Consider the following 23,836-nt stretch of genomic DNA (forward strand, 5'->3'; position numbering starts at 1 on the left):
GGCCGCGGTGAGGTCAGCCGCGGTTGCGGAGGGGGAGGCGGACGCGGAGGCGCGCCGTCAGGGACGACACCCGCGCCGAGGCGGCGGAGACGCGGACCGAAGCGGCGGCGGTCACCCGCGCCGCCGAGCGCGGCAGCAGCAGCGCGCGCAGCCGGGCCCGGCGCCCCAGCGCGGCCAGCAGGGCCGTACGGGCCAGGCGTACGTCGGCGGCCAGCTCCGGGTAGGAGAGGTCCGCGCCGGGCGGGGCGTACAGCGCCCGCTCCACCGCGCCCGCGACCCGGTGCACCGCCTGCGCGGGCTCCCCGTCCAGCCGGCCCAGGACCACGACGCGGCCCGCCGCCCGGCGCGGCGACAACGCCTCGTCGGGCGGGATGCCCACGTCCCAGGCGCTGTCGCCCAGCTCCCGCCAGGCCGCCAGCACGCCCGGCGAGGACGGCCCCGGGTCACCGGCCCGGCCGTCCCGCGGCCCCGCGGCCGGCCCGTCCGGGCGGGACAGCCGCCGCTCGCGGACCCGGCGGCGCCACAACAGCGGCAGCAGCGGCAGCACCAGCACCGCCAGCGCACCGGCGCTCCAGCCGAGCACCGCGCCCACCGACACGCCGCCGGAGCCCGCGCCGGCGTCCCGCGGGGCGGCCGGACCGCCGCACTCGCCGAGCTTCTTCAGCTCCGGCGGGCACGCCTCGGCCTGCGAGGGCATCGGCGCCGGCGCCGACGCGGCCTGCGAGGGCAGCGCGGACGGGGCGGACGGCTGCGGGGCCGGGGCCTCGGTGCGGCTGTAGTCCGGCAGCGAGATGCCCGACCGGGGCGTCGGCTCGAACCGGGTCCAGCCCACGCCCTCGAAGTACAGCTCGGGCCAGGCGTGCGCGTCCCGCATCGAGACGTTCACACTGCCGTCGGCCTGCTTCTCGCCCGGGGTGAAGCCGACCGCCACGCGCGCCGGGATGCCCAGGGTCCGCGACATCGCCGCCATCGAGAAGGCGAAGTGGACGCAGAAGCCCTCCTTGTCCGCCAGGAAGCGGGCGATGGCCTGCGAGCCCGTCCCCGAGGACACCTTGGTGTCGTAGCGGAAGCCGCCGTTCACCGCGAAGAAGTCCTGGAGCCGCACGGCCCGCGCGTAGTCGTCCTGCGCCCCGTGCGTGACCCGCCGCGCCGTCTCCGCCACCACCGGCGGCAGGTTGTCCGGCAGCCTCGTGTACTCCTCCCGCACCAGCGGGTTCGGGGCCGGGGCGGCCTGGAGCTGCGCCGCCGTGGGCCGCAGCAGCAGGCTGCGCACGGTGTACTGCGCGCCCTGCACGTTCTGGAAGCGGTCCTTGGCGAGCTGGTCCCCGACCAGGGTCCGGCCGGCGGGTTCGTAGCGCCACTTGCCGGCGATGTCGATCTGCGTCGCCGGGTAGGGCATCGGCAGGTAGCGCTGGGCGTAGGTGTCCGCCGCCGAGACGGAGGTGCGGACCTCGGAGGCGTTCTCGCGGACCCGGTCGCTCAGCCCCGTCGGCGTCGGCAGCCGCTCCGGCACGTCCGTCAGCGGGCGCCCCGATGCCTCCCACTTGACCCCGTTGAACTCGTCGAGCGCCAGGATCCGCAGGTACTGCTCGCCGAGCTGCGGGCTGTCCGTGCGGTACTTCAGCACCACCCGGTTGTCCTGCGCGTTCAGGCTGCTCTGGAGCGAGACCAGCGGGTTCACCGCCGAGATGGTGCCGCCGCCCCCGCCGCCCGCGCCCGCGTCGCCGCCCGGCGGGCCCAGCAGCCCGCCGCCGAGCGACGGCAGCGCGGCCGGCACCGCCAGGGCCACACCCAGCGCGACCACGCCGATCCGGCGCCCGGTGCGCACGGGCGCCACGGCCCGCCCGCCGCCCGCGCCGCCCCCGTAGCCGGAGGCCGCCGACACGCGCGAGCTCGGGGCGCCGCCGAAGACGCGGCCCCACTGGGCCAGCCGGTCGCGGCCCTCCGACAGCAGCAACAGCAGGTAGCCCGCGCCGGCCAGCAGGAAGGCGAACCACGAGCCGGCCCGGCCCGTCGACAGCCCGGCCGCCACCGAGTACAGCGCCAGCAGCGGCAGCCCCGCGGCCGCGGCCGTCCGCAGCGTCACCGCCAGCGCGTCCACCAGCAGACCGATCAGCAGCACCCCGGCCAGCAGCAACAGCCGGATCCCGTCCGTCAGCGGAGCCGGTATGGCGAACTCGCTCACGTCCCGCACGCCCTGCTGGAACAGGGACCCGAAATCGGTGACGAGGAAGGCCAGCGGCCCGCTCCCGGGGGACTCGGCCTTCCCCGCGAAGAGGAAGGCGAGCAGCAGCAACGACACCAGCAGCTGCGCCGCCACGGTCAGCGGCCGGGCCAGCGGCACCCGCCGGGCCCCCGCACCCACCGCGGCCTGCACCCCGAGCAGCGCGGCCGCCTGGAGCAGCCAGCCCGAGGACTCCACCAGCGGGGCCAGTGACCAGGAGGTCAGCAGCGTCGCCAGCATCGCGAAGAGCGTCACCCGCGTGCGCCCGCTCATCCCCGGCCTCCTGAGGTGTCCGTGCCGAGGGGGGCGTTCCCGGCCTGCCGCCACAGCTCCGCGAAGGCCGCGCCGGGCGGGACGGCCAGCGCCGTCCAGCCCGCGTCGCGCAGCCCGCGCAGCCGCTCCTGCGCCCGCGAGGGCGCTCCGGCCCAGGCCGCGGAGTCCAGGACGAACGCCACGGCGCCCGCGCTGCGCTGCCGCATCCGGGCCGCCATCTCGGTCTGTTCGTCGTCGAGGTCGCCGAAGAAGGCGATGAGCAGGCCGTCGCCGGCGGAGGCGGCCATGCCCGTTCCGCCGCCGCGGACCGCTTCGTACGCGCGGCCCAGCCCGCTCCCGTCGGAGTGGCCGACGACCGCGAGGGTGTCCATCATCAGCCCGGCCGCCTCGGCGGACTCGTGCCCGCCGGAGGAGAAGCCCCCGCCGCCCTCACCGGGCACCGAGTCGCCGGTGTCGGTCAGCAGCCGCACCGAGAACCCCTGTTCGAGGACGTGCAGCAGGGTGGAGGCGGCGGCCGACACCGCCCACTCGAAGGCGGAGTCGGGGCCCGCGCCCTCGTACGCCGTCTCCCGCGTGTCCAGCAGGACGGTGGCCTTGCTGCGCTGCGGCTGTTCCTCGCGGCGCACCATCAGCTCGCCGTAGCGGGCGGTGGACCGCCAGTGGACGCGGCGCAGGTCGTCGCCGCGCCGGTAGGTGCGGGGGATCACGTCGTCGTCGCCGGCCAGCGCGAGGGCGCGGCGGCTGCCGTCGCCGTAGCCGGCCGCCTCGCCGGCCATCCGGACCGGGGGCAGGGGCTGGGTGCGCGGGACGACGGTGAGGGTGTCGTAGGTGCTGAAGGAGCGGGTCAGCTCGACCAGCCCGAAGGGGTCGGTCAGGCGCAGCTGGAGGGGGCCGAGCGGGTAGCGGCCGCGCAGGTCGGAGCGGACCCGGTACGACACCTCGCGGCGCCCGCCGGGCTCGACCCGGTCGAGTACGAAGCGGGGCCGCGGCCCCAGGACGTACGGCACCCGGTCCTGGAGCATCAGCAGCCCGGTGGGCACCCGGGAGACGTTCTCCAGGCGCAGCTGCACCCGGGCCTCGCCGCCGGCGGGCACCCGGGGCGGGGCCAGGCTGCGGCTGCCGGTGACCCGGTGGCGGGTGCGGTGCAGGGCGAGGACGCAGATCAGGGGCAGGGCGACGAGCAGCAGCCCGACCCGCAGGAGCTGCCCCTGCCCCAGGACGTACGCGCAGACGGCGGCGGCGGTCCCGGCGGCCAGGAACGAGCGGCCCCGGGTGGTCAGGCCGGCGAACGAGGCGCGCAGCCCCCCGGGGTCCCTCACCTGCCCGCCGGCGCCGTGCGGGGCACCGGCGCTCATCAGAAGCTCCGCAGGCCCGCGCCGGGCGGCATCTCGCCGCCGCGGGGGTGGGCGGCGGGGACGGGGGTGCGCTGGAGGATGTCGTGGACGACCTGTTCGGCGGTGCGCCGGTTCAGCTGGGCCTGCGCGGTGGGCAGCAGCCGGTGCGCGAGCACGGGGGCGGCCAGCGCCTGGACGTCGTCGGGCAGGACGTAGTCCCGGCCGGACAGCGCGGCGGAGGCCTTGACGGCGCGCAGCAGGTGCAGGGTGGCGCGGGGCGAGGCGCCCAGGCGCAGTTCCGGGTGGCTGCGGGTGGCGGAGACCAGGTCCACCACGTAGCGGCGCACGGGCGCGGCGACGTACACCTCGCGGACGGCCTCGATCAGTTTGACCACGTCGTGGGCGTGCGCGACGGCGGTGAGGTCGTCGAGCGGGGAGAGCCCGCCGTGCACGTCGAGCATTTCGAGCTCGGCCTCGGGGCTGGGGTAGCCGACGGAGACGCGGGCCATGAAGCGGTCGCGCTGGGCCTCGGGGAGGGGGTAGGTGCCCTCCATCTCGACCGGGTTCTGGGTCGCGACGACCATGAACGGGCTGGGCAGGGCGTAGGTGGTGCCGTCGACGGTGACCTGGCGCTCCTCCATCGACTCCAGCAGCGCGGACTGGGTCTTGGGGGAGGCCCGGTTGATCTCGTCGCCGATGACGATCTGCGCGAAGATCGCGCCGGGCTTGAACTCGAACTCCCGGCGCTGCTGGTCGTAGATGCTGACGCCGGTGATGTCCGAGGGCAGCAGGTCCGGTGTGAACTGGATGCGCTGGACCGAGCAGTCGATGGACTTGGCGAGCGTCTTGGCCAGCATCGTCTTGCCGACGCCGGGGACGTCCTCGATGAGGAGGTGCCCCTCGGCCAGCAGCACGGTCAGCGCGATCCGTACGACCTCGGGCTTGCCCTCGATCACGCTCTCGACCGACCGGCGGACCCGCTCGGCCGTGCTGGTCAGATCAGCGAGGCTCGCTCGGTCGTCGTACGTGGTCACCTGGTTCTCCTCGGCCCTTTCCCAGGGCCGACGCCCTTGGCGCATGACCGGCCCACCCCGAAACACGGACACCGCCCCGGAGGGGTTCCGGGTGACGTCTCCCCGCATTCTTGACGGCGTCCGGCGGCTCTGTCACTCAGGTGGCCGGATCGATCTCCCGCAGGAGCCCGGTGTGCACGTCGAAGACGAAGCCTCGCACATCGTCCTTGAAGGGCAGGAAGGGGTTGGTGCGCACGCGCTGCATGGACTGGCGCACGTCCTGGTCCACGTCGCGGAAGGACTCCACGGCCCAGGCGGGGCGCTGGCCGACCTCGTCCTCCAGCTCGTGCCGGAAGTCCTCGGTCAGGCTTTCGAGGCCGCAGCCGGTGTGGTGGATCAGTATGACCGTGCGGGTGCCCAGGGCCCGCTGGCTGATGGTGAGCGAGCGGATGGTGTCGTCGGTCACGACCCCGCCGGCGTTGCGGATGGTGTGGCAGTCGCCGAGCTCCAGGCCGAGGGCCTTGTGGAGGTCGAGGCGGGCGTCCATACAGGCCACGACGGCCACCTGGAGGACCGGACGGGCGTCCATGCCGGGATCGGTGAACTGCGCGGCGTAGCGACGGTTCGCCGCGACCAGCCGATCGGTGACGGAGTCGCCGCTGGATGCCTGGGGGGAGGAGTGCGCGGGCAGGGATGCGGAAGTCGTCATGGCTATGACGTTAGTGGTCACGGCGCGGTGGGGCATGGGGTGAGGACGGACAAAGAAGGTCAACAAACCTTGTTGTGAGCTAACCCACAAGGGTGAGGCGGGGGCCGCCGTCCGGGTGATTCACGGCTTTTGCCCTTTCGTCGGGGGCGGGGCGCACCGGGCGCGGGGCGGTTCGTTGACCGCGGCGACCGTTGCACTAAAGTGACGCGAACCGGCCGGAGCCCGGCCCTCACCGGCCGCCCGGCCCCCTGGTAACACTCCGCGTGCGCGGCGCGGCGTATGCCTGCCGCGCCGTTATCTGAGAGGGCGCTTTGACTAGCGAGTCCCGACATGTCCCGGTGATGCTCCAGCGGTGCCTGGACCTGTTGGCCCCGGCGCTGGAGAGGCCGGGGGCCGTCGTCGTCGACTGCACCCTCGGCCTCGGCGGCCACAGCGAGGCCCTGCTGACCCGGTTCCCCGAGGCACGCCTGATCGGCCTCGACCGCGACAAGGAGGCCCTGCGGCTCTCCGGCGAGCGCCTCGCGCCCTTCGGCGACCGGGCCACCCTCGTCCACGCGATCTACGCCGACCTCGCCGAGGTGCTCGACGGGCTGGGCCTGCCGTCCGTCCAGGGCATCCTCTTCGACCTCGGCGTCTCCTCCATGCAGCTCGACGAGGCCGACCGCGGGTTCGCGTACGCGCAGGACGCGCCCCTGGACATGCGCATGGACCAGACGACCGGCATCAGCGCCGCCGAGGTCCTCAACACCTACGCCCCCGGCGAGCTGGTGCGGATCCTCCGCCAGTACGGCGAGGAGAAGCAGGCCAAGCGGATCGTGTCCGCGATCGTGCGGGAGCGGGAGAAGGAGCCCTTCTCCAACAGCGCCCGCCTGGTCGAGCTGATCCGCGACGCCCTGCCGCAGGCGGCGAAGCGCACCGGCGGCAACCCCGCCAAGCGGACCTTCCAGGCCCTGCGCATCGAGGTCAACGGCGAGCTCTCCGGGCTGGAGCGGGCCATCCCGGCGGCGGTCGACCGGATCGCGGTCGGCGGCCGGATCGCCGTGCTCTCGTACCACTCGCTGGAGGACCGGCTCGTCAAGCAGGTCTTCGCCGCCGGCGCCACCTCGACGGCCCCGCCGGGGCTGCCGGTGGTCCCCGAGAAGTACCAGCCCAAGCTGAAGCTGCTGACGCGGGGCGCCGAGCTGCCGACCGAGGAGGAGATCGCCGAGAACCGGCGGGCCGCCCCGGCCCGGTTCCGGGGCGTCGAGCGCATCCGCGAGGCGCGGCTGTGACCAAGGCCCGCGGGGGCGGCCGGACGCGGCCGCAGGGCGGCGGGGCGGCACGGATGCCGTTCGTCCTGCTGGTGGTGGCGCTGCTCGCGGGCGGGCTGATCAGCCTGCTGCTGCTGAACTCGGCGCTGAACCAGGGCTCCTTCCAGCTGAGCCGGCTGAAGAAGGAGACCACCGCGCTGACGGACGAGCAGCAGGCCCTCCAGCGGGACGTCGACGGCTACTCGGCACCCGACGCCCTCCAGCGGCGGGCCCGCGAACTGGGCCTGGTGCCGGGGGGCAGCCCCGTCTTCCTCGGCCCCGACGGCAGGACCGCGGGCACCCCCGCCCCGGCGGAGGCCCCGCCCCCGCCGCCGACGGCCGCGCCGAGCCCGGCCGGGTCCACCGCGCCCCCGGCCCCCGCGCCCGGCACCTCCCCGCAGCCCACCCCTACCCCAGGCAGGTGACGTCGTGACGCGGACCGGTTACGGACCCCTCCCCGCTCCGCCCCGCGGGGTACCGCGGTGAGCCCCAAGGAGCCGCCGCGGCGGGTGCCCGGACCCGGGCGGCCCCGGATCACGGTCCGCCCGGCCCCCCGGCCCGCCGCGTCCCGGGCGCCGCACACGATCCGCCTCGGCAGCCCCAGGCCCCGGCTGCGCCTGGTCGGCGCCGGGCTCACCCTCGTCATGGTCGCCTTCGTCGTGCGGCTCCTGCAGGTGCAGGCCGTCGACGCCTCCGCGTACTCCGCCAAGGCCAGCGAGAACCGCTTCGCCAGCCACACCCTGGCCGCCGAGCGCGGGGAGATCACCGACCGCAAGGGCGTGGCGCTGGCCACCAGCGTCGACGCGTACGACATCACCGCCGACCCGAAGATGTTCACCCCGCAGGAGAGCAAGGCTCCCGACGCCCCCCAGCAGGCCGCGGCCCTCCTCGCGCCCATCCTCGGAGCGGACGCCGGGGAACTCGCCAAGCGCCTCCAGACCAGGAACAGCCGCTACGTGATCCTGGCCCGCCGCCAGACCCCCCAGGTCTGGAACCAGATCAAGGACCTCAAGAAGCTCTTCGCCGACAAGGCGGCCGCCGACAAGAAGAACAACGGCCCCGGCGCCAACGTCATCGCCGGCGTCTTCAACGAGGTCAGCAGCAAGCGCGTGTACCCGGGCGGCGACCTCGCCGCCGGGATACTGGGTTACGTCAACGCCGACGGCAAGGGCGGCGGCGGACTCGAGTCCGCCCTCGACAAGAAGCTGGCCGGCAAGGACGGCGAACTCACCTACGCCCAGTCCGGCGGCCGCCGCGTCCCCACGGCCGGTTCCAGCGAGAAGCCCGCCGTGCCCGGCGACGACATCGAGCTGACCATCGACCGCGACATCCAGTGGGCCGCGCAGAGCGCCATCGCCGAGCAGGTCGAGAAGTCCGGCGCCGACCGCGGCTACGTCATCGTCCAGGACACCCGCACCGGCGAGGTGCTGGCCATGGCCAACGCCCCCGGGTTCGACCCCAACGACCTCAGCCGCGCCCGCTCCACCGCCATGGGCAACGCAGCGCTCCAGGACGTGTACGAGCCCGGCTCCACCGCCAAGGTGATGTCGATGGCCGCCGTCCTGGAGGAGGGCAAGGCCCGGCCCGACACCCACGTCGAGGTCCCCAACCGGCTGCACCGCGGCGACCGGCTCTTCAAGGACGACGTCGACCACCCGACCTGGTACCTGACCCTCAACGGGGTCCTCGCCAAGTCCTCCAACATCGGCACCATCCTCGCCACCGGCCAGCTCGGCGCCACCCAGAAGGAAGCCAACCAGGTCCTGTACTCGTACCTGGACAAGTTCGGCATCGGGCGCCCCACCGGCCTGAACTACCCCGGCGAATCCCGCGGCATCCTCGCCCGGCCCGAGGCCTGGTCCACCTCCCAGCAGTACACGATCCCCTTCGGCCAGGGCCTGTCCCTCAACGCCATGCAGGCGGCCTCCGTGTACTCCACCATCGCCAACGGCGGCGTCCGGATCACGCCCACCCTCGTCCGCGGCACCAAGGGCCCCGACGGCCGCTTCACCCCGGCCCCGGCACCCGAGCGCACCCGGGTGATCAGCCAGGAGACCGCCAAGACCCTCTCCGAGATGCTCGAGTCCGTGGTCGACGACCAGGAGGGCACCGGCACCAGGGCGAAGATCCCCGGCTACCGGGTCGGCGGCAAGACCGGCACCTCCAACCGGGTGGATCCGGCGACCGGCCGCTACAAGGGCTACACGGCCTCCTTCGCCGGCTTCGCCCCCGCCGACAACCCCCGCATCACCGTGTACTGCGCCATCCAGAACCCCACCAAGGGCAGTTACTTCGGCGGCCAGATCTGCGGCCCCATCTACAAGACGGTCATGGAGTTCGCCCTCAAGACCCTCCAGGTCGCACCCACCGGAACCGCCCCCGCCGGCCTGCCGGTCACCTACGAGGCGGCCCCGCCGCCCGCCCCCGCCGGCAACGCCCCGACCGGTCCGCAGCCCGGACAGTGAACCGCCCGTCCAGCCACCAGAGCGCGAGGCACCACCAGTGACAACGATCACCCCGGAACCGGGGAACCAGACGGCCGGCGGCGCCCAGGCGGGGCCCTCGCTTCGCGAGCGGCCCGCCGCGCCCGGTACGCTCACCGCCGTGCCTCACGCTGATCAGCCCAGAACCGCCCAGAAAGACGCCCCGGCAGCGCCGCCGGGAGCGCCCCGGCCCGTGACCGCCCGCCCGACCCCCCTGGGCGAGCTGGCCACCCTGCTGGGTCTGCCAGAGTCCGGCGCCGCTCAGATCACCGGCATCACGCACGACTCCCGTGCGGTGCGCCCCGGAGACCTGTACGCGGCCCTGCCCGGCGCCCGGCTGCACGGTGCGGACTTCGCCGCCCAGGCGGCCGCCCTCGGCGCCGCCGCCGTGCTGACCGACCCGGACGGCGCCGAACGCGCCGCAGCGACCGGCCTGCCGGTCCTGGCCGTCGCCGACCCGCGCGGCCGGATGGGCGAGCTGGCCGCCGAGATCTACGGACGCCCCGGCGAGGCCCTGCTCCAGCTCGGCATCACCGGCACCTCCGGCAAGACCACCACCGCGTACCTCGTCGAAGGCGGACTGCGCGCGGCGGGACGCACCACCGGACTCGTCGGCACCGTCGAGATGCGCATCGGCGACGAGCGCATCAAGTCCGAGCGGACCACGCCCGAGGCCACCGACCTCCAGGCCCTGTTCGCCGTCATGCGCGAACGCGGCGTCGAGGCCGTGGCCATGGAGGTCTCCAGCCACGCCCTGGTGCTCGGCCGGGTCGACGGATGCGTCTTCGACGTCGCCGTCTTCAACAACCTGAGCCCGGAACACATGGAGTTCCACACCGGCATGGAGGACTACTTCCAGGCCAAGGCGCAGCTCTTCAGCGAGCGCCGGGCCCGCCTCGGGGTGGTCAACGTCGACGACGAGTACGGCCGGCGCCTCGCCAAGGAGGCACCGATCCCGGTCGTCACCTTCTCCGCCGCCGGGGACCCGGCCGCGGACTGGCGTGCCGAGGACGTGGTCAGCGGCCACATGGACTCCACCCTGACCCTGATCGGGCCCGAAGGGCAGCGCGTACGGGCCAAGGCCCCGCTGCCCGGCCCCTTCAACGTCGCCAACACCGTCGCCGCGATCGTCACGCTCGCCGCGGCCGGCCTCGACCCGCAGACCGCCGCCGACGGCGTCGCCGCGGTCCCCGGGGTCCCCGGCCGCCTCGAGCGGGTCGACGCGGGACAGCCGTACCTGGCCGTCGTCGACTACGCCCACAAGACGGACGCCGTCGAGTCGGTGCTGCGCGCCCTGCGCGAGGTCACCACCGGCAGGCTGCACATCGTCCTCGGCTGCGGCGGCGACCGCGACACCACCAAGCGCGGCCCGATGGGCGCCGCGGCGGCCCGGTACGCCGACACCGCCGTCCTGACCTCCGACAACCCGCGCTCCGAGGACCCCCTGAAGATCCTCGCCGCAATGTTCGACGGCGCCGTCTCCGTGCCCGCCGAGGAGCGCGGCACCGTCCTCGTCGACGCCGACCGGGCAGCGGCCATCGCCGCCGCCGTCGCGCGCGCCGAGGCCGGGGACACCGTGCTCGTCGCCGGCAAGGGCCACGAGCAGGGCCAGGACACCGCGGGCGTCGTACGCCCCTTCGACGACCGCGCCGTGCTGCGCGCGGCCATCGAGAACCAGCAGCGCAGCGCCCGACAGGCCGAGGTGAACCAGTGATCGCCCTCTCCCTCGCCGAGATCGCCGACATCACCGGCGGGCGGCCCCACGACATACCGGATCCGTCGGTGCGGATCGTCGGACCGGTCGTCATCGACTCCCGCCAGGTGGAGCCCGGCAGCCTCTTCGCCGCCTTCGCGGGCGAGAACGTCGACGGCCACGACTACGCCGAGCGCGCCGTCGCCGCCGGAGCCGCCGCCGTCCTGGCCGCCCGGCCCGTCGGCGTACCGGCGATCGTGGTGCCCGACGTGGAGAAGGCGCTGGGTGCCCTCGCCCGCACCGTCGTCGAACGTCTCGGCACCGACGTGGTGGCCCTGACCGGCTCGGCCGGCAAGACCTCCACCAAGGACCTCATCGCCCAGGTGCTCCAGCACCACGCGCCCACCGTGTGGACGCCCGGCTCCCTGAACAACGAGATCGGCCTGCCGCTCACGGCCCTGAAGGCCACCGCGGAAACCCGCCACCTGGTCCTGGAGATGGGCGCCCGCGGCATCGGCCACATCGCCTACCTGACCGGCTTGACCCCGCCGCGCATCGGCCTCGTCCTGAACGTCGGGACCGCCCACATCGGCGAGTTCGGCGGCCGCGAGGCCATCGCCCAGGCCAAGGGGGAGCTGGTCGAGGCCCTGCCGTCGGAGGCCGAGGGCGGGGTCGCCGTACTCAACGCCGACGACCTGCTGGTGCGCGCCATGTCCGCCCGCACCAAGGCCCGTACGGTCTTCTTCGGCGAGGCCGAGGACGCCGACGTGCGCGCCACCGAGGTGCGGATGACGGCCGCGGGACAGCCCTCCTTCACACTCCACACCCCGACCGGGTGCAGCGATGTGACCTTGCGGCTGTACGGTGAGCACCACGTGTCGAACGCGCTCGCCGCGGCCGCCGTCGCCCATGTCCTGGGCATGCCGGTCGAGGAGATCGCCACAGCGCTCTCCGGGGCGGGCACGCTGTCCCGGTGGCGGATGGAGGTCACCGAGCGCGAGGACGGCGTGACGATCGTCAACGACGCCTACAACGCGAACCCCGAGTCCATGCGGGCCGCCCTGCGCGCACTTGTCGCGATGGGCGAGGCCCGCAGGGCCGAGGGGGGACGTACGTGGGCGGTGCTCGGCCCCATGGCCGAGCTCGGCGACGATTCGCTGGCCGAACACGACGCGGTGGGGCGGCTTGCCGTCCGGCTCAACGTGAGCAGGCTCGTGGCAGTCGGGGGCAGGGAAGCGTCCTGGCTGCAACTGGGCGCATATAACGAGGGTTCGTGGGGTGAGGAGTCGGTGCTCGTGTCCGACGCGCAGGCGGCGGTCGACCTGTTGCGCAGTGAACTGCGCCCGGGGGACGTCGTGCTGGTGAAGGCTTCCAGGTCGGTCGGCCTGGAGCGGGTCGCGCTGGCGTTGCTGGAGCGCGAGGGCGGGGTCGCCGACCGATGAGGCAGATCCTGTTCGCCGGTGTCATCGGCATGTTCCTCACCGTCATCGGCACCCCGCTGCTGATCAAGCTGCTGGCCCGCAAGGGCTACGGCCAGTTCATCCGTGACGACGGCCCCCGCGGCCACGCCGGGAAGAAGGGCACGCCCACCATGGGCGGCATCTCCTTCATCCTGGCCACGCTCATCGCGTACGCCCTGACGAAGGTCATCACCGGCGAGGAGCCGAGCTTCTCGGGCCTGCTCGTGCTGTTCCTGATGGCGGGCATGGGCCTGGTCGGCTACCTCGACGACTACATCAAGATCGTCAAGCGGCGTTCGCTCGGTCTGCGGGCCAAGGCCAAGATGGCCGGCCAGCTGATCGTCGGCATCGCCTTCGCGGTGCTCGCGCTCCAGTTCAAGGACTCGCGCGGGCTGACCCCCGCGTCGACCAAGCTGTCGTTCGTCACGGACTTCGGCTGGTCCATCGGGCCCGTGCTGTTCGTGGTGTGGGCCCTGTTCATGATCCTGGCGATGTCCAACGGCGTGAACCTGACCGACGGTCTGGACGGCCTGGCCACCGGCGCCGCCGTGATGGTCTTCGGCGCCTACACCTTCATCGGCGTGTGGCAGTTCCAGGAGTCCTGCGCCAACGCGATGACGCTGACCAACCCCAACGCCTGCTTCGAGGTGCGCGATCCGCTGGACCTCGCGGTCGTCGCCTCCGCCCTCATGGGAGCCTGCTTCGGCTTCCTGTGGTGGAACACCTCGCCCGCCAAGATCTTCATGGGCGACACCGGCTCGCTCGCGCTCGGCGGCGCCCTCGCGGGTCTGGCCATCTGCTCCCGCACGGAGTTCCTGATGGCGCTCCTCGGCGGCCTGTTCGTGCTCATCACGATGTCGGTCGTCATCCAGGTCGGCTCCTTCAAGATGACCGGCAAGCGCGTCTTCCGCATGGCCCCGCTCCAGCACCACTTCGAGCTCAAGGGCTGGTCCGAAGTCCTCGTCGTGGTCCGCTTCTGGATCATCCAGGGCATGTGCGTGATCGTCGGCCTCGGTCTCTTCTACGCGGGATGGGCAGCAGACAAGTGACCTCCTGGCAGGACAGGAACATCACCGTCGCCGGCCTCGGCGTGAGCGGCATCAGCGCCGCCCGCGTCCTGGCCGGCCTCGGCGCGGTCGTGACGGTCGTCGACGGCGGCGACAGCGAGGGCCACCGGGCCCGGGCCGCGGAGCTGGAAGCCGGGACCGAGGGCGTCTCCGTACGCCTCGGCGACGCCGACACCCTCCCCGAGGGCACCGACCTCGTCGTGACCTCCCCGGGCTGGAAGCCCGACAGCCCCCTGTTCGCGGCGGCCGCCGAGGCCGGAGTGGACGTGGTGGGCGACGTCGAGATCGCCTGGCTGCTGCGCGGCGAGGACGCCGCCCCCTGGCTCGCGATCACCGGCACCAACGGCAAGACCACCACCACCCAGATGCTGGCCTCGATCCTGCGGGCGGCCGGTCTGAAGACCGCCGCCGTCGGCAACATCGGCACGCCCATCATCGACGTGGTGACCGGCGAGGAGCGGTACGACGTGCTCGCCGTCGAACTCTCCAGCTACCAGCTGCACTGGGCGCCCTCGGTGCGCGCCCACTCGGCGGCCGTGCTCAACCTGGCCCCCGACCACCTCGACTGGCACGGCTCCATGGAGGCGTACGCCGCCGACAAGGGCCGCATCTACGAGGGCAACACCGTCGCCTGCGTCTACAACGTCGCCGACCCGGCCACCGAGCGGCTGGTCGAGGAGGCCGACGTCGAGGAGGGCTGCCGGGCCATCGGCTTCACCCTCGGCGCCCCCGGCCCGTCCATGCTCGGTGTGGTCGACGGGATCCTCGTGGACCGGGCCTTCGTGGCGAACCGGCAGAAGAACGCCCAGGAGCTGGCGCACGTCGACGACGTCAACCCGCCCGCCCCGCACAACATCGCCAACGCCCTCGCGGCCGCGGCCCTGGCCCGCGCCTTCGGCGTGGAGCCGCGCGCGGTCCGCGACGGGCTGCGCGACTTCCGCCCCGACGCGCACCGCGTCGCGCACGTCGACGAGGTCGACGGGGTCCGGTACGTCGACGACTCGAAGGCCACCAACACGCACGCGGCGGAGGCCTCCCTCGCGGCCTTCGAGCCGGTCGTCTGGATCGCCGGCGGCCTCGCCAAGGGCGCGACCTTCGACGAACTCGTCCGGAAGTCCGCGAAGCGGCTGCGGGCCGTCGTGCTCATCGGCGCCGACCGGGCGCTGATCGCCGAGGCGCTGGCGCGACACGCGCCCGAGGTCCCGGTGAGCGACCTCGAACGGACCGACACTGGGGCGATGCTCGCAGCGGTCCGGGAAGCGGCCCGGCTCGCGGAGCCCGGGGACACGGTCCTGCTGGCGCCCGCGTGCGCCTCGATGGACATGTTCGCGAACTACAACGAGCGTGGGGACGCGTTCGCCGACGCGGTGCGCGAACTGGCCTCCGGGAGCGCCGCGGACCCGGCCTAGGCCGAGGGCACCGGGACAGGTTCCCTCCGGCCGGCTGCTCGCCTCGTACGAGTGGAGGGGAAGGTCACAGATGCCGGCCAAGCAGATGCTGCCGGGACGGCGGCCCGCCGCCGTCAAGGCGCAGGGCCGCAAACGTCCGGCCGCCACCGCCAAGCGGCCCGCCGGGCGCGGGCCGCTGGCGGGGCTGCGGCGTACGCAGCGGCAGTTGAACAAGGCCTGGGACCGCCCGCTCACGGCGTACTACCTGATTTTCGGCAGCTCGCTCCTCATCACCGTGCTCGGCCTGGTGATGGTCTACTCGGCCTCCATGATCAAGGCGCTCCAGCTGGGCCTGGGGGACGCCTACTTCTTCAAGAAGCAGTTCATCGCCGCCCTGATCGGCGGCGCCCTGCTCTTCGCGGCCTCCCGGATGCCGGTCAAGCTGCACCGGGCCCTGTCCTACCCGGTGCTGGCGGGCACCCTGTTCCTGATGGTCCTGGTCCAGGTCCCCGGGATAGGGGTCTCCATCAACGGCAACCAGAACTGGATCTCCCTGGGCGGCCCGTTCATGCTCCAGCCCAGCGAGTTCGGCAAGCTGGCGCTGATCCTGTGGGGCTCCGACCTGCTGGCCCGCAAGGGCGACAAGGGGCTGCTGAGCCAGTGGAAGCACCTGCTGGTGCCGCTGGTCCCGGTGTCCTTCCTGCTCCTGGGGCTGATCATGCTCGGGGGGGACATGGGCACCGCGATGATCCTCGGAGCCGTCCTGTTCGGCCTGCTGTGGCTGGCCGGAGCCCCGACGCGGTTCTTCGTGGGCGTGCTCGCCTTCGCGGGTGTGATCGTCGCACTGCTGATCAAGACCAGCCCGCACCGCATGGACCGGCTCGCCTGCCTCGGCGCGACGGAACCGGGCAGGAACGACCTCTGCTGGCAGGCCGTGCACGGCATCTACGCCCTCGCGTCCGGCGGATGGTTCGGTTCCGGCCTCGGGGCGAGTGTGGAAAAATGGGGGCAACTGCCCGAAGCCCACACCGACTTCATCTTTGCCATCACCGGTGAGGAACTGGGCCTGGCGGGGACGCTGTCGGTGCTCGCCCTGTTCGCGGCCCTAGGCTATGCGGGTATCCGCGTGGCCGGACGCACGGAGGACTCCTTCGTACGGTATGCCGCGGGAGGCGTGACTACCTGGATCACGGCGCAGGCCGTGATCAACATCGGTGCGGTGCTCGGCCTGCTGCCGATCGCCGGGGTCCCCCTCCCGCTGTTCTCCTACGGAGGGTCCGCCCTGCTGCCGACCATGTTCGCGGTCGGACTGCTCATCGCCTTCGCGCGGGAGGAGCCGACGGCGAGGGCGGCGCTCGCGATGCGTCAGCCGAGAGCGGGCTGGAAGCGGAGCGGGCCGATATGGAAGTCGATGAGACGGCGCGTCAAGAGGCGTCCGTCCGGAGAGCGGTGAATTTCGGTGCATGTCGTACTCGCCGGTGGGGGGACCGCCGGCCACATCGAGCCGGCGCTCGCCCTCGCGGACGCCCTGCGCAGGCAGGACCCGACCGTGGGCATCACCGCCCTCGGCACGGAACGCGGCCTGGAGACCCGTCTGGTTCCGGAGCGCGGCTACGAGCTGGGACTGATCCCCGCCGTGCCGCTGCCCCGCAAGCCCACCCCTGAGCTGATCACCGTCCCCGGACGGCTGCGGGGCACGATCAAGGCCGCCGAGGAGATCCTCACCCGCACCAAGGCCGACGTCGTCGTCGGCTTCGGCGGCTACGTGGCCCTGCCCGGCTACCTCGCCGCCAAGCGGCTCGGGGTGCCGATCATCGTCCACGAGGCCAACGCGCGGCCCGGACTGGCCAACAAGATCGGCTCCCGGTACGCGCACGCCGTCGCGGTCTCCACCCCGGACAGCAAGCTGCGCGGCGCCCGCTACGTGGGCATCCCGCTGCGCCGCTCCATCTCCACCCTGGACCGCGCCGCCGTACGCCCCGAGGCGCGGGCCGCCTTCGGCCTGGACCCCAACCTGCCGACGCTGCTGGTCTCCGGCGGCTCCCAGGGCGCCCGCCGCCTCAACGAGACGATCCAGCAGGCCGCGCCGACCCTCCAGCGCTCCGGGATCCAGATCCTGCACGCGGTCGGTCCGAAGAACGAACTGCCGCGTGTCGACAACATGCCCGGGATGCCGCCCTATGTGCCGGTACCGTACGTGGACCGGATGGATCTCGCGTACGCCGCCGCCGACATGATGCTGTGCCGCGCGGGTGCGATGACCGTCGCCGAACTCTCCGCCGTCGGACTGCCGGCCGCCTACGTACCGCTGCCGATCGGCAACGGCGAACAGCGGCTCAACGCCCAGCCGGTGGTCAAGGCCGGCGGCGGCCTGCTCGTGGACGACGCGGAACTGACGCCCGAGTGGGTGCTCGGCCAGATCCTCCCGGTGCTGTCCGACCCGCACCGCCTGTACGAGATGTCCCGCGCCGCCGCCGAGTTCGGCCGCCGGGACGCCGACGACCTGCTCGTCGGCCTGGTCTACGAGGCGATCGCGGCCGCACGCAGGTAACCGCTGACCCAGGAGGCACAGGAGTGGCCGGAGCGACGACGGCACAGCGCGGCCCTTCCGGCCGCGCCGGCAAGGGCGGCAAGGGCGGGGGTCCGTCCGGAGCCCCCCAGCGGCCCAAGTCGCCGAAGCCGCCGAAGGGGTCCGGCCCGCGGGGGCCCGGCGGCGCGGTGGCGCGCCGGGTCCCCGTACTGCTCGCCCTCGCCGCCGCGGCGCTCCTCGCGGGCGGCGTGACCTGGGCGCTCTACGGCTCCTCCTGGCTCCGCGTCGAGAAGGTCACGGCGTCCGGCACCGACGTGCTCACCCCCGAGCAGGTCCTCGCCGCCGCGGCCGTGCCCGTCGGCGCACCCCTGGTGGGCGTCGACACCGACGAGATCGCGGCCCGGGTGCGCGGCCGGCTGCCCCGCATCGATTCGGTCGAGGTGGTGCGGTCCTGGCCGCACGGGATCGCCCTCGAGGTGACGGAGCGCAAAGCGGTCCTGCTCATCAAAAAGGGCGCGGAGTTCGTCGAAGTGGACGCTTCCGGTGTGCGATTCGACACGGTCCGGCAAGCACCCGCGCACGTTCCGGTCCTCGAACTGGCGGCGGCGGGCTCGCCCAGCGCCCGCCGCTTCGACGGCGAGCGGCTGCTGCGCGAGGCCGTCGCCATCGCCGGAAGCCTCCCGGAAGCCGTGGCCAAGGAGACGTCGCAGGTCACCGTCCGGTCGTACGATTCGGTCGTACTGCACCTGACAAAGGGCCGCACGGTGGTGTGGGGGAGCGGCGAACTGGGTGAGGCCAAAGGGCGGGCGCTGACGGCCCTGCTGAAGGCCTCGCCCAAGGCTGACCACTTCGACGTGAGCGTTCCGACGGCGCCTGCGGTGTCCGGGAGTTGACGTCAGGTCGAACACCGGAGCACCCTGGTTGGCCACCGATACGGGTGATCACATAGGGTGAAAAGAAAAACGGGAGGTTCGGCGTGTTCGTTGAACACGCGCTACTTGTCGACTTAGTGTCCTGTTCGGAAGAGTCCAGAGAACAGGTACACCCCTAACCCTAAACTTAAGGGTGAGGGTTCGGGTCGGCGCGTACGGACCGTCCCACATTTCGGCATCAGTCGTCGCTACGCAGGCCCGCGAGGCGGCGACACGTAACTCGAGGCGAGAGGCCTTCGACGTGGCAGCACCGCAGAACTACCTCGCAGTCATCAAGGTCATCGGTGTCGGCGGCGGTGGTGTCAATGCCATCAACCGAATGATCGAGGTCGGTCTCAAGGGCGTCGAGTTCATCGCCATCAACACCGACGCCCAGGCGCTGTTGATGAGCGACGCCGACGTCAAGCTCGACGTCGGCCGTGAACTCACCCGGGGCCTCGGCGCCGGAGCCAACCCGGCCGTCGGCCGCAAGGCGGCAGAGGACCACCGCGAGGAGATCGAGGAGGTCCTCAAGGGGGCCGACATGGTCTTCGTCACCGCCGGCGAGGGCGGCGGCACCGGCACCGGCGGCGCCCCCGTCGTCGCCAACATCGCGCGCTCGCTCGGCGCCCTGACGATCGGTGTGGTCACCCGCCCGTTCACCTTCGAGGGCCGGCGCCGCGCGAACCAGGCGGAGGACGGCATCGCCGAGCTCCGCGAAGAGGTCGACACCCTCATCGTCATCCCCAACGACCGGCTGCTGTCCATCTCGGACCGCCAGGTCAGCGTGCTCGACGCCTTCAAGTCGGCCGACCAGGTCCTGCTCTCCGGCGTCCAGGGCATCACCGACCTCATCACCACCCCGGGCCTGATCAACCTCGACTTCGCCGACGTCAAGTCCGTGATGTCCGAGGCCGGCTCGGCCCTCATGGGCATCGGCTCGGCCCGCGGCGACGACCGCGCCGTGGCCGCCGCCGAGATGGCCATCTCCTCCCCGCTGCTCGAGGCGTCCATCGACGGCGCCCGCGGCGTGCTGCTCTCCATCTCCGGCGGCTCGGACCTCGGCCTCTTCGAGATCAACGAAGCCGCGCAGCTGGTCAGCGAGGCCGCGCACCCCGAGGCGAACATCATCTTCGGTGCCGTCATCGACGACGCCCTCGGCGACGAGGTGCGCGTCACCGTCATCGCGGCCGGCTTCGACGGCGGACAGCCCCCGGCCCGCCGCGACAACGTCATCGGCGCCGCGTCCACCAAGCGCGAGGAGCCGGCCCCCGCGCCGGTCCGCGCCCCCGAGCCGGTCCGCCCGGCCTTCGGCGGACTCGGCACGGTCACCCCCCGCGAGGACCCGCCGGCGCCGGTGGAGATCCCGGTCGAGGCCCCGGCCCCCGCGCCGCAGGTCCCGACGGCCCGGCCGTACCAGGACAGCCCGGCCGAAGAGCTGGACGTACCGGACTTCTTGAAGTGACCCTGGGGCAGCACAGCGAGAACGGCGCCCACTTCGCCTTCACCGACCGGTGGGGCGGGGTGAGCGCCGTTCCGTACGAGGAGCTCAATCTCGGCGGCGCGGTCGGAGACGACCCGGCCGCCGTTCGCGCGAACCGGGTGATCGCGGCCAAGGGCCTGGGCATCGACCCGGACCTGGTGGTCTGGATGAACCAGGTGCACGGGCGGGACGTCGCGGTGGTGGACGGCCCCTGGGGGGCGGGGGAGCAGGTCCCCGCGGTGGACGCGGTGGTGACCGCCCGCCGGGGGCTCGCCCTCGCGGTGCTCACCGCCGACTGCACGCCCGTCCTGCTGGCCGACCCCGTCGCCGGGGTCGTCGGCGCCGCCCACGCCGGGCGGCCCGGGCTGGTCGCCGGGGTGGTGCCCGCCGCCGTCGAGGCGATGGTCGCCCTCGGCGCCGACCCCGCGCGGATGGTCGCCCGTACCGGACCGGCCGTCTGCGGCCGCTGCTACGAGGTGCCGGCCGGGATGCGGGAGGCGGTCGCCCAGGTGGTGCCGGCCGCGTGGGCCGAGACCAGCTGGGGGACACCGGCCGTGGACGTGGTCGCCGGGGTGCACGCGCAGCTGGCCGAGGCGGGGGTGGTGCACGCGCACCGCTCCCCGGTCTGCACACTGGAGTCGCGGGACCACTTCTCGTACCGCCGCGACCGGGTGACCGGACGCCTCGCCGGATATGTCTGGTTGGACTGAGGAATGACGGATCGTAAGACGGAGCTCGCCGAGAACCTCGCGCGGGTCGAGGAGCGCATCGCGTCCGCCTGCGCGGCGGCCGGGCGCGAGCGGGAGGAGGTGACCCTCATCGTGGTCACCAAGACCTACCCGGCGAGCGACGTACGACTGCTGGCGGACCTGGGTGTCCGTCATGTTGCGGAAAATCGTGACCAGGACGCCGCCCCCAAGGCCGCCGCCTGCACGGATCTGCCGCTGAGCTGGCACTTCGTGGGCCAGTTGCAGACGAACAAAGTCCGTTCCGTGGCGGGATACGCGCACGTGGTGCAGTCGGTCGACCGGCCGAAACTCGTCACGGCGCTGTCGGCGGCCGCCGAGGGCCAGGGCCGGGAGCTCGGCTGCCTGGTGCAGATCGCGCTCGACGCCGAATCGGGGGAGCGCGGTACCCGGGGTGGCGCCGCCCCCGAGCAGCTGGCCGAGTTGGCGGACCTCGTGGCCGGCGCGCCGGGACTGCGGATCGACGGCCTCATGACCGTCGCCCCGCTGTCGGGCCCCTACGCCGGACGCGAACGGGCGGCGTTCGAGCGGATGATGGAATTGTCATCCGGCCTGCGCGCGGCCCATCCGGCTGCCACGATGGTCTCGGCCGGAATGAGCGCCGACCTGGAACAGGCCGTGCTGGCGGGTGCGACACATGTACGCGTCGGCACTGCGGTACTCGGCGCGAGACCCCGGCTCGGGTAACGTCGCGAAGAAAGTCGGACCACAGCAGAAAATATGGTCATTCCCGCAGATGAGCGGACAGACCACGTGGATCGCGGGCAGTTGGTGACTTTGGTGACACAGCTACTTTGCTGACGGACACTCGACACCTGCGACAGGGCGATCCACCACAGAGCGGAGGACTCGGAGAATGGCCGGCGCGATGCGCAAGATGGCGGTCTACCTCGGCCTCGTGGAGGACGACCGGTACGACAACCCGGGGTACGACCCCGATGACGAGTTCGAGCCCGAACCGGAACCGGAACGGGCGCGAGACCGGGATCGTAGGCAGCAGCCGGTGCACCAAACGCCCGTAACGGACGAACCGGTACGAGCCGTACAGCCGCCTGCTCCGCGCGAACCCCTCCCAATTCCGTCAGAAAACGGACGTCCCGCGCGAATTGCCCCCGTGGCATCCATCACACCTGACCGCACCAACCTGGAGAAGAACGCCCCCGTGATCATGCCCAAGGTCGTCTCCGAGCGGGAGCCGTACCGCATCACGACGCTGCACCCCCGGACCTACAACGAGGCCCGTACCATCGGGGAACACTTCCGTGAGGGCACCCCGGTGATCATGAATCTCACGGAGATGGACGACACGGACGCGAAGCGTCTCGTGGACTTCGCCGCCGGTCTTGTCTTCGGTCTGCACGGCAGTATTGAACGCGTGACACAGAAGGTGTTCCTGCTGTCTCCTGCTAACGTCGATGTCACGGCGGAGGACAAGGCCCGCATCGCGGAGGGCGGGTTCTTCAACCAAAGCTAGACCGATCCGTCAGAAACGGGACCGGGGACAGAGCGGAAGCAGGGGAGAGGGAAGCACGGGATGGGCGTCGCACTGCAGGTGGTCTACATCGCGCTGATGTGCTTCCTCATCGTGCTGATCTTCCGACTGGTCATGGACTACGTGTTCCAGTTCGCACGTTCATGGGCACCCGGCAAGGCGATGGTGGTCGTTCTGGAGGCCACCTACACTGTCACCGATCCACCGCTCAAGCTTCTTCGGCGCTTCATCCCGCCGTTGCGTCTCGGGGGCGTGGCACTCGACCTGTCCTTCTTCGTTCTGATGATCATCGTTTACATCCTCATCAGTTTCGTGAGCACCGCTGCGAGAAGCGTGTGAACGATGAGCTCCCCCGCAGGCGCGGGGACAGTCCCGATACGGTCCTGCCGACTGCCGACGACTACGTAGAGGTGAAGAAGACATGCCGCTGACTCCCGAGGACGTGCGGAACAAGCAGTTCACGACCGTCCGCCTGCGAGAAGGCTATGACGAGGACGAGGTCGACGCCTTCCTCGACGAGGTCGAGTCCGAGCTGACCCGTCTGCTGCGCGAGAACGAGGACCTGCGCGCCAAGCTGGCCGCTGCCACGCGCGCCGCCGCGCAGAACCAGCAGCAGCAGCAGAACATGCGCAAGCCGGAGCCCCAGGACCAGCGCGGCCCGGGCGCCCCCGTGCCGGCGGCCATATCCGGCCCGCCGCAGCAGCAGCAGCCGCAGATGGGCCCGCCGCAGCTCCCGGGCGGTCAGCCGCAGCTGCCGGCCGGCCCCGGCGGACACGGACCGCAGGGTCCCGGCCCGATGGGCGGCCCCATGCAGCAGCAGTCCATGGGTGGCCAGCACCCGATGGCGCCGCAGCAGCAGATGGGCCAGCAGCAGATGCAGCAGCAGATGCAGCAGCAGTCCATGGGCGGCCAGAACCAGCTCGGCCAGCCGATGGGCCAGCAGATGCAGCCCATGGGGCAGCAGATGCAGCCGATGGGCCAGCAGATGCAGCAGATGGGTCAGCCGCAGCTCCCGCAGCAGGGCCCCGGTGGCGACAGCGCCGCCCGCGTCCTGTCGCTCGCGCAGCAGACCGCCGACCAGGCGATCGCGGAGGCCCGCTCCGAGGCCAACAAGATCGTCGGCGAGGCGCGCAGCCGCGCCGAGGGCCTGGAGCGGGACGCCCGCGCCAAGGCCGACGCGCTGGAGCGGGACGCGCAGGAGAAGCACCGCGTCGCGATGGGCTCCCTGGAGTCCGCCCGCGCCACGCTGGAGCGCAAGGTCGAGGACCTGCGGGGCTTCGAGCGCGAGTACCGTACGCGTCTGAAGTCCTACCTCGAGTCGCAGCTGCGCCAGCTGGAGACCCAGGCCGACGACTCCCTCGCGCCGCCGCGCACCCCGGCCGGCCCGGCCCTGCCGCCGTCGCCGTCCCCGTCGATGGCTCCGGCCGGTGCGATGGGGCACTCCATGGGCGGTGGCCCGTCGATGGGTGGCCCGTCCCCGATGGGCGGTCCCTCCCCGATGTCCGGCGGCCCGTCCTACGGCGGCCAGCAGCAGATGTCCCCGGCGATGACGCAGCCGATGGCTCCGGTGCGGCCGGCTGCGCCGCAGCCGATGCAGGCGCCGTCTCCCATGCGGGGCTTCCTGATCGACGAGGACGACAACTGACGTAGCCGGGCGCGTGGCGGCGGTTGAAACCGACGAAGAGACCGACCCCGCGCTCCTCGGCGCGTTCCACCAGGCGCCGCGAGTCGGCGAGCTCGT

General features: G+C 72.7%; 20 protein-coding genes. 16 read left to right on the forward strand and 4 right to left on the reverse strand.

The window, feature by feature from the left end; genetic code table 11:
• Positions 1–13: 13 nt before the first annotated feature.
• The 4 genes from AB0D45_RS29100 to AB0D45_RS29115 all read right to left on the reverse strand — a co-directional run bounded on the left by AB0D45_RS29100 (position 14) and on the right by AB0D45_RS29115 (position 5,553).
• Entirely contained in the window at positions 14–2,497 is a 2,484-nt protein-coding gene (locus AB0D45_RS29100) for a transglutaminaseTgpA domain-containing protein (RefSeq protein ID WP_362464440.1), read from the reverse strand.
• Positions 2,494–3,852: a DUF58 domain-containing protein gene (locus AB0D45_RS29105; protein WP_362464443.1), complete on the reverse strand. Its 1,359-nt coding sequence runs from the start codon at positions 3,850–3,852 to the stop codon at positions 2,494–2,496. Before AB0D45_RS29105 ends, AB0D45_RS29100 begins: the two co-directional genes overlap by 4 nt.
• Positions 3,852–4,865, reverse strand: a complete 1,014-nt coding sequence (locus AB0D45_RS29110) for a MoxR family ATPase (protein WP_361604871.1) — start codon at positions 4,863–4,865, stop codon at positions 3,852–3,854. The genes AB0D45_RS29105 and AB0D45_RS29110 overlap by 1 nt, the downstream gene beginning before the upstream one ends.
• A 136-nt stretch (positions 4,866–5,001) precedes the next feature.
• Entirely contained in the window at positions 5,002–5,553 is a 552-nt protein-coding gene (locus AB0D45_RS29115) for a carbonic anhydrase (protein WP_361604874.1), read from the reverse strand.
• A 311-nt stretch (positions 5,554–5,864) separates the two neighbouring features.
• On the opposite strand from AB0D45_RS29115, the gene rsmH reads away from it, so the two are divergent.
• The 16 genes from rsmH (at position 5,865) to AB0D45_RS29195 (ending at position 23,740) form a co-directional block, all read left to right on the forward strand.
• Positions 5,865–6,824, forward strand: a complete 960-nt coding sequence (rsmH, locus tag AB0D45_RS29120; RefSeq protein WP_361604877.1) for a 16S rRNA (cytosine(1402)-N(4))-methyltransferase RsmH — start codon at positions 5,865–5,867, stop codon at positions 6,822–6,824.
• Complete coding sequence (locus AB0D45_RS29125; RefSeq protein ID WP_361604880.1) at positions 6,821–7,267, forward strand: hypothetical protein; 447 nt, start codon at positions 6,821–6,823, stop codon at positions 7,265–7,267. The genes rsmH and AB0D45_RS29125 overlap by 4 nt, the downstream gene beginning before the upstream one ends.
• A gap of 57 nt (positions 7,268–7,324) precedes the next feature.
• On the forward strand, positions 7,325–9,307 hold the full coding sequence (locus tag AB0D45_RS29130; protein WP_362464448.1) for a penicillin-binding protein 2: 1,983 nt from the start codon (positions 7,325–7,327) through the stop codon (positions 9,305–9,307).
• A gap of 37 nt (positions 9,308–9,344) precedes the next feature.
• Positions 9,345–11,039, forward strand: a complete 1,695-nt coding sequence (locus AB0D45_RS29135) for a UDP-N-acetylmuramoyl-L-alanyl-D-glutamate--2,6-diaminopimelate ligase (protein WP_362464451.1) — start codon at positions 9,345–9,347, stop codon at positions 11,037–11,039.
• Positions 11,036–12,460: a UDP-N-acetylmuramoyl-tripeptide--D-alanyl-D-alanine ligase gene (murF, locus tag AB0D45_RS29140; RefSeq protein WP_361604889.1), complete on the forward strand. Its 1,425-nt coding sequence runs from the start codon at positions 11,036–11,038 to the stop codon at positions 12,458–12,460. Before AB0D45_RS29135 ends, murF begins: the two co-directional genes overlap by 4 nt.
• Complete coding sequence (mraY, locus tag AB0D45_RS29145) at positions 12,457–13,527, forward strand: phospho-N-acetylmuramoyl-pentapeptide-transferase (protein WP_361604892.1); 1,071 nt, start codon at positions 12,457–12,459, stop codon at positions 13,525–13,527. The genes murF and mraY overlap by 4 nt, the downstream gene beginning before the upstream one ends.
• Entirely contained in the window at positions 13,509–14,954 is a 1,446-nt protein-coding gene (gene murD, locus AB0D45_RS29150; protein WP_362464456.1) for a UDP-N-acetylmuramoyl-L-alanine--D-glutamate ligase, read from the forward strand. Before mraY ends, murD begins: the two co-directional genes overlap by 19 nt.
• 70 nt (positions 14,955–15,024) lie before the next feature.
• Positions 15,025–16,386 (forward strand): putative lipid II flippase FtsW, encoded by a 1,362-nt coding sequence (gene ftsW, locus AB0D45_RS29155; protein ID WP_361604898.1) that lies wholly within the window; start codon positions 15,025–15,027, stop codon positions 16,384–16,386.
• Between the two features lie 6 nt (positions 16,387–16,392).
• Complete coding sequence (gene murG, locus AB0D45_RS29160) at positions 16,393–17,484, forward strand: undecaprenyldiphospho-muramoylpentapeptide beta-N-acetylglucosaminyltransferase (RefSeq protein WP_361604901.1); 1,092 nt, start codon at positions 16,393–16,395, stop codon at positions 17,482–17,484.
• 23 nt (positions 17,485–17,507) lie between these two features.
• The gene (locus tag AB0D45_RS29165) at positions 17,508–18,356 is read left to right on the forward strand and encodes an FtsQ-type POTRA domain-containing protein (protein ID WP_362464460.1); all 849 of its coding nucleotides are present in this window, start codon (positions 17,508–17,510) and stop codon (positions 18,354–18,356) included.
• Between the two features lie 280 nt (positions 18,357–18,636).
• Positions 18,637–19,839: a cell division protein FtsZ gene (ftsZ, locus tag AB0D45_RS29170; protein WP_361604907.1), complete on the forward strand. Its 1,203-nt coding sequence runs from the start codon at positions 18,637–18,639 to the stop codon at positions 19,837–19,839.
• Positions 19,836–20,567, forward strand: coding sequence for a peptidoglycan editing factor PgeF (pgeF, locus tag AB0D45_RS29175; RefSeq protein ID WP_362464463.1), 732 nt, complete (start codon positions 19,836–19,838; stop codon positions 20,565–20,567). Before ftsZ ends, pgeF begins: the two co-directional genes overlap by 4 nt.
• A 3-nt stretch (positions 20,568–20,570) precedes the next feature.
• Positions 20,571–21,290, forward strand: a complete 720-nt coding sequence (locus AB0D45_RS29180) for a YggS family pyridoxal phosphate-dependent enzyme (RefSeq protein ID WP_361604913.1) — start codon at positions 20,571–20,573, stop codon at positions 21,288–21,290.
• A gap of 169 nt (positions 21,291–21,459) precedes the next feature.
• The gene (gene sepF / locus AB0D45_RS29185; protein WP_007263604.1) at positions 21,460–22,077 is read left to right on the forward strand and encodes a cell division protein SepF; all 618 of its coding nucleotides are present in this window, start codon (positions 21,460–21,462) and stop codon (positions 22,075–22,077) included.
• Between the two features lie 60 nt (positions 22,078–22,137).
• A complete protein-coding gene (locus AB0D45_RS29190) occupies positions 22,138–22,434 on the forward strand; it encodes a YggT family protein (protein ID WP_007263603.1) in 297 nt (98 codons plus the stop codon).
• Positions 22,435–22,516: 82 nt separating this feature from the next.
• Positions 22,517–23,740 carry a DivIVA domain-containing protein gene (locus tag AB0D45_RS29195; protein WP_362464467.1) on the forward strand — a complete coding sequence of 408 codons (1,224 nt, stop codon included), beginning with the start codon at positions 22,517–22,519 and terminating at the stop codon, positions 23,738–23,740.
• The last annotated feature ends 96 nt before the right edge of the window (positions 23,741–23,836 follow it).

It is taken from the genome of Streptomyces sp. NPDC048352 (genome assembly GCF_040651895.1).
Classification (GTDB): domain Bacteria; phylum Actinomycetota; class Actinomycetes; order Streptomycetales; family Streptomycetaceae; genus Streptomyces.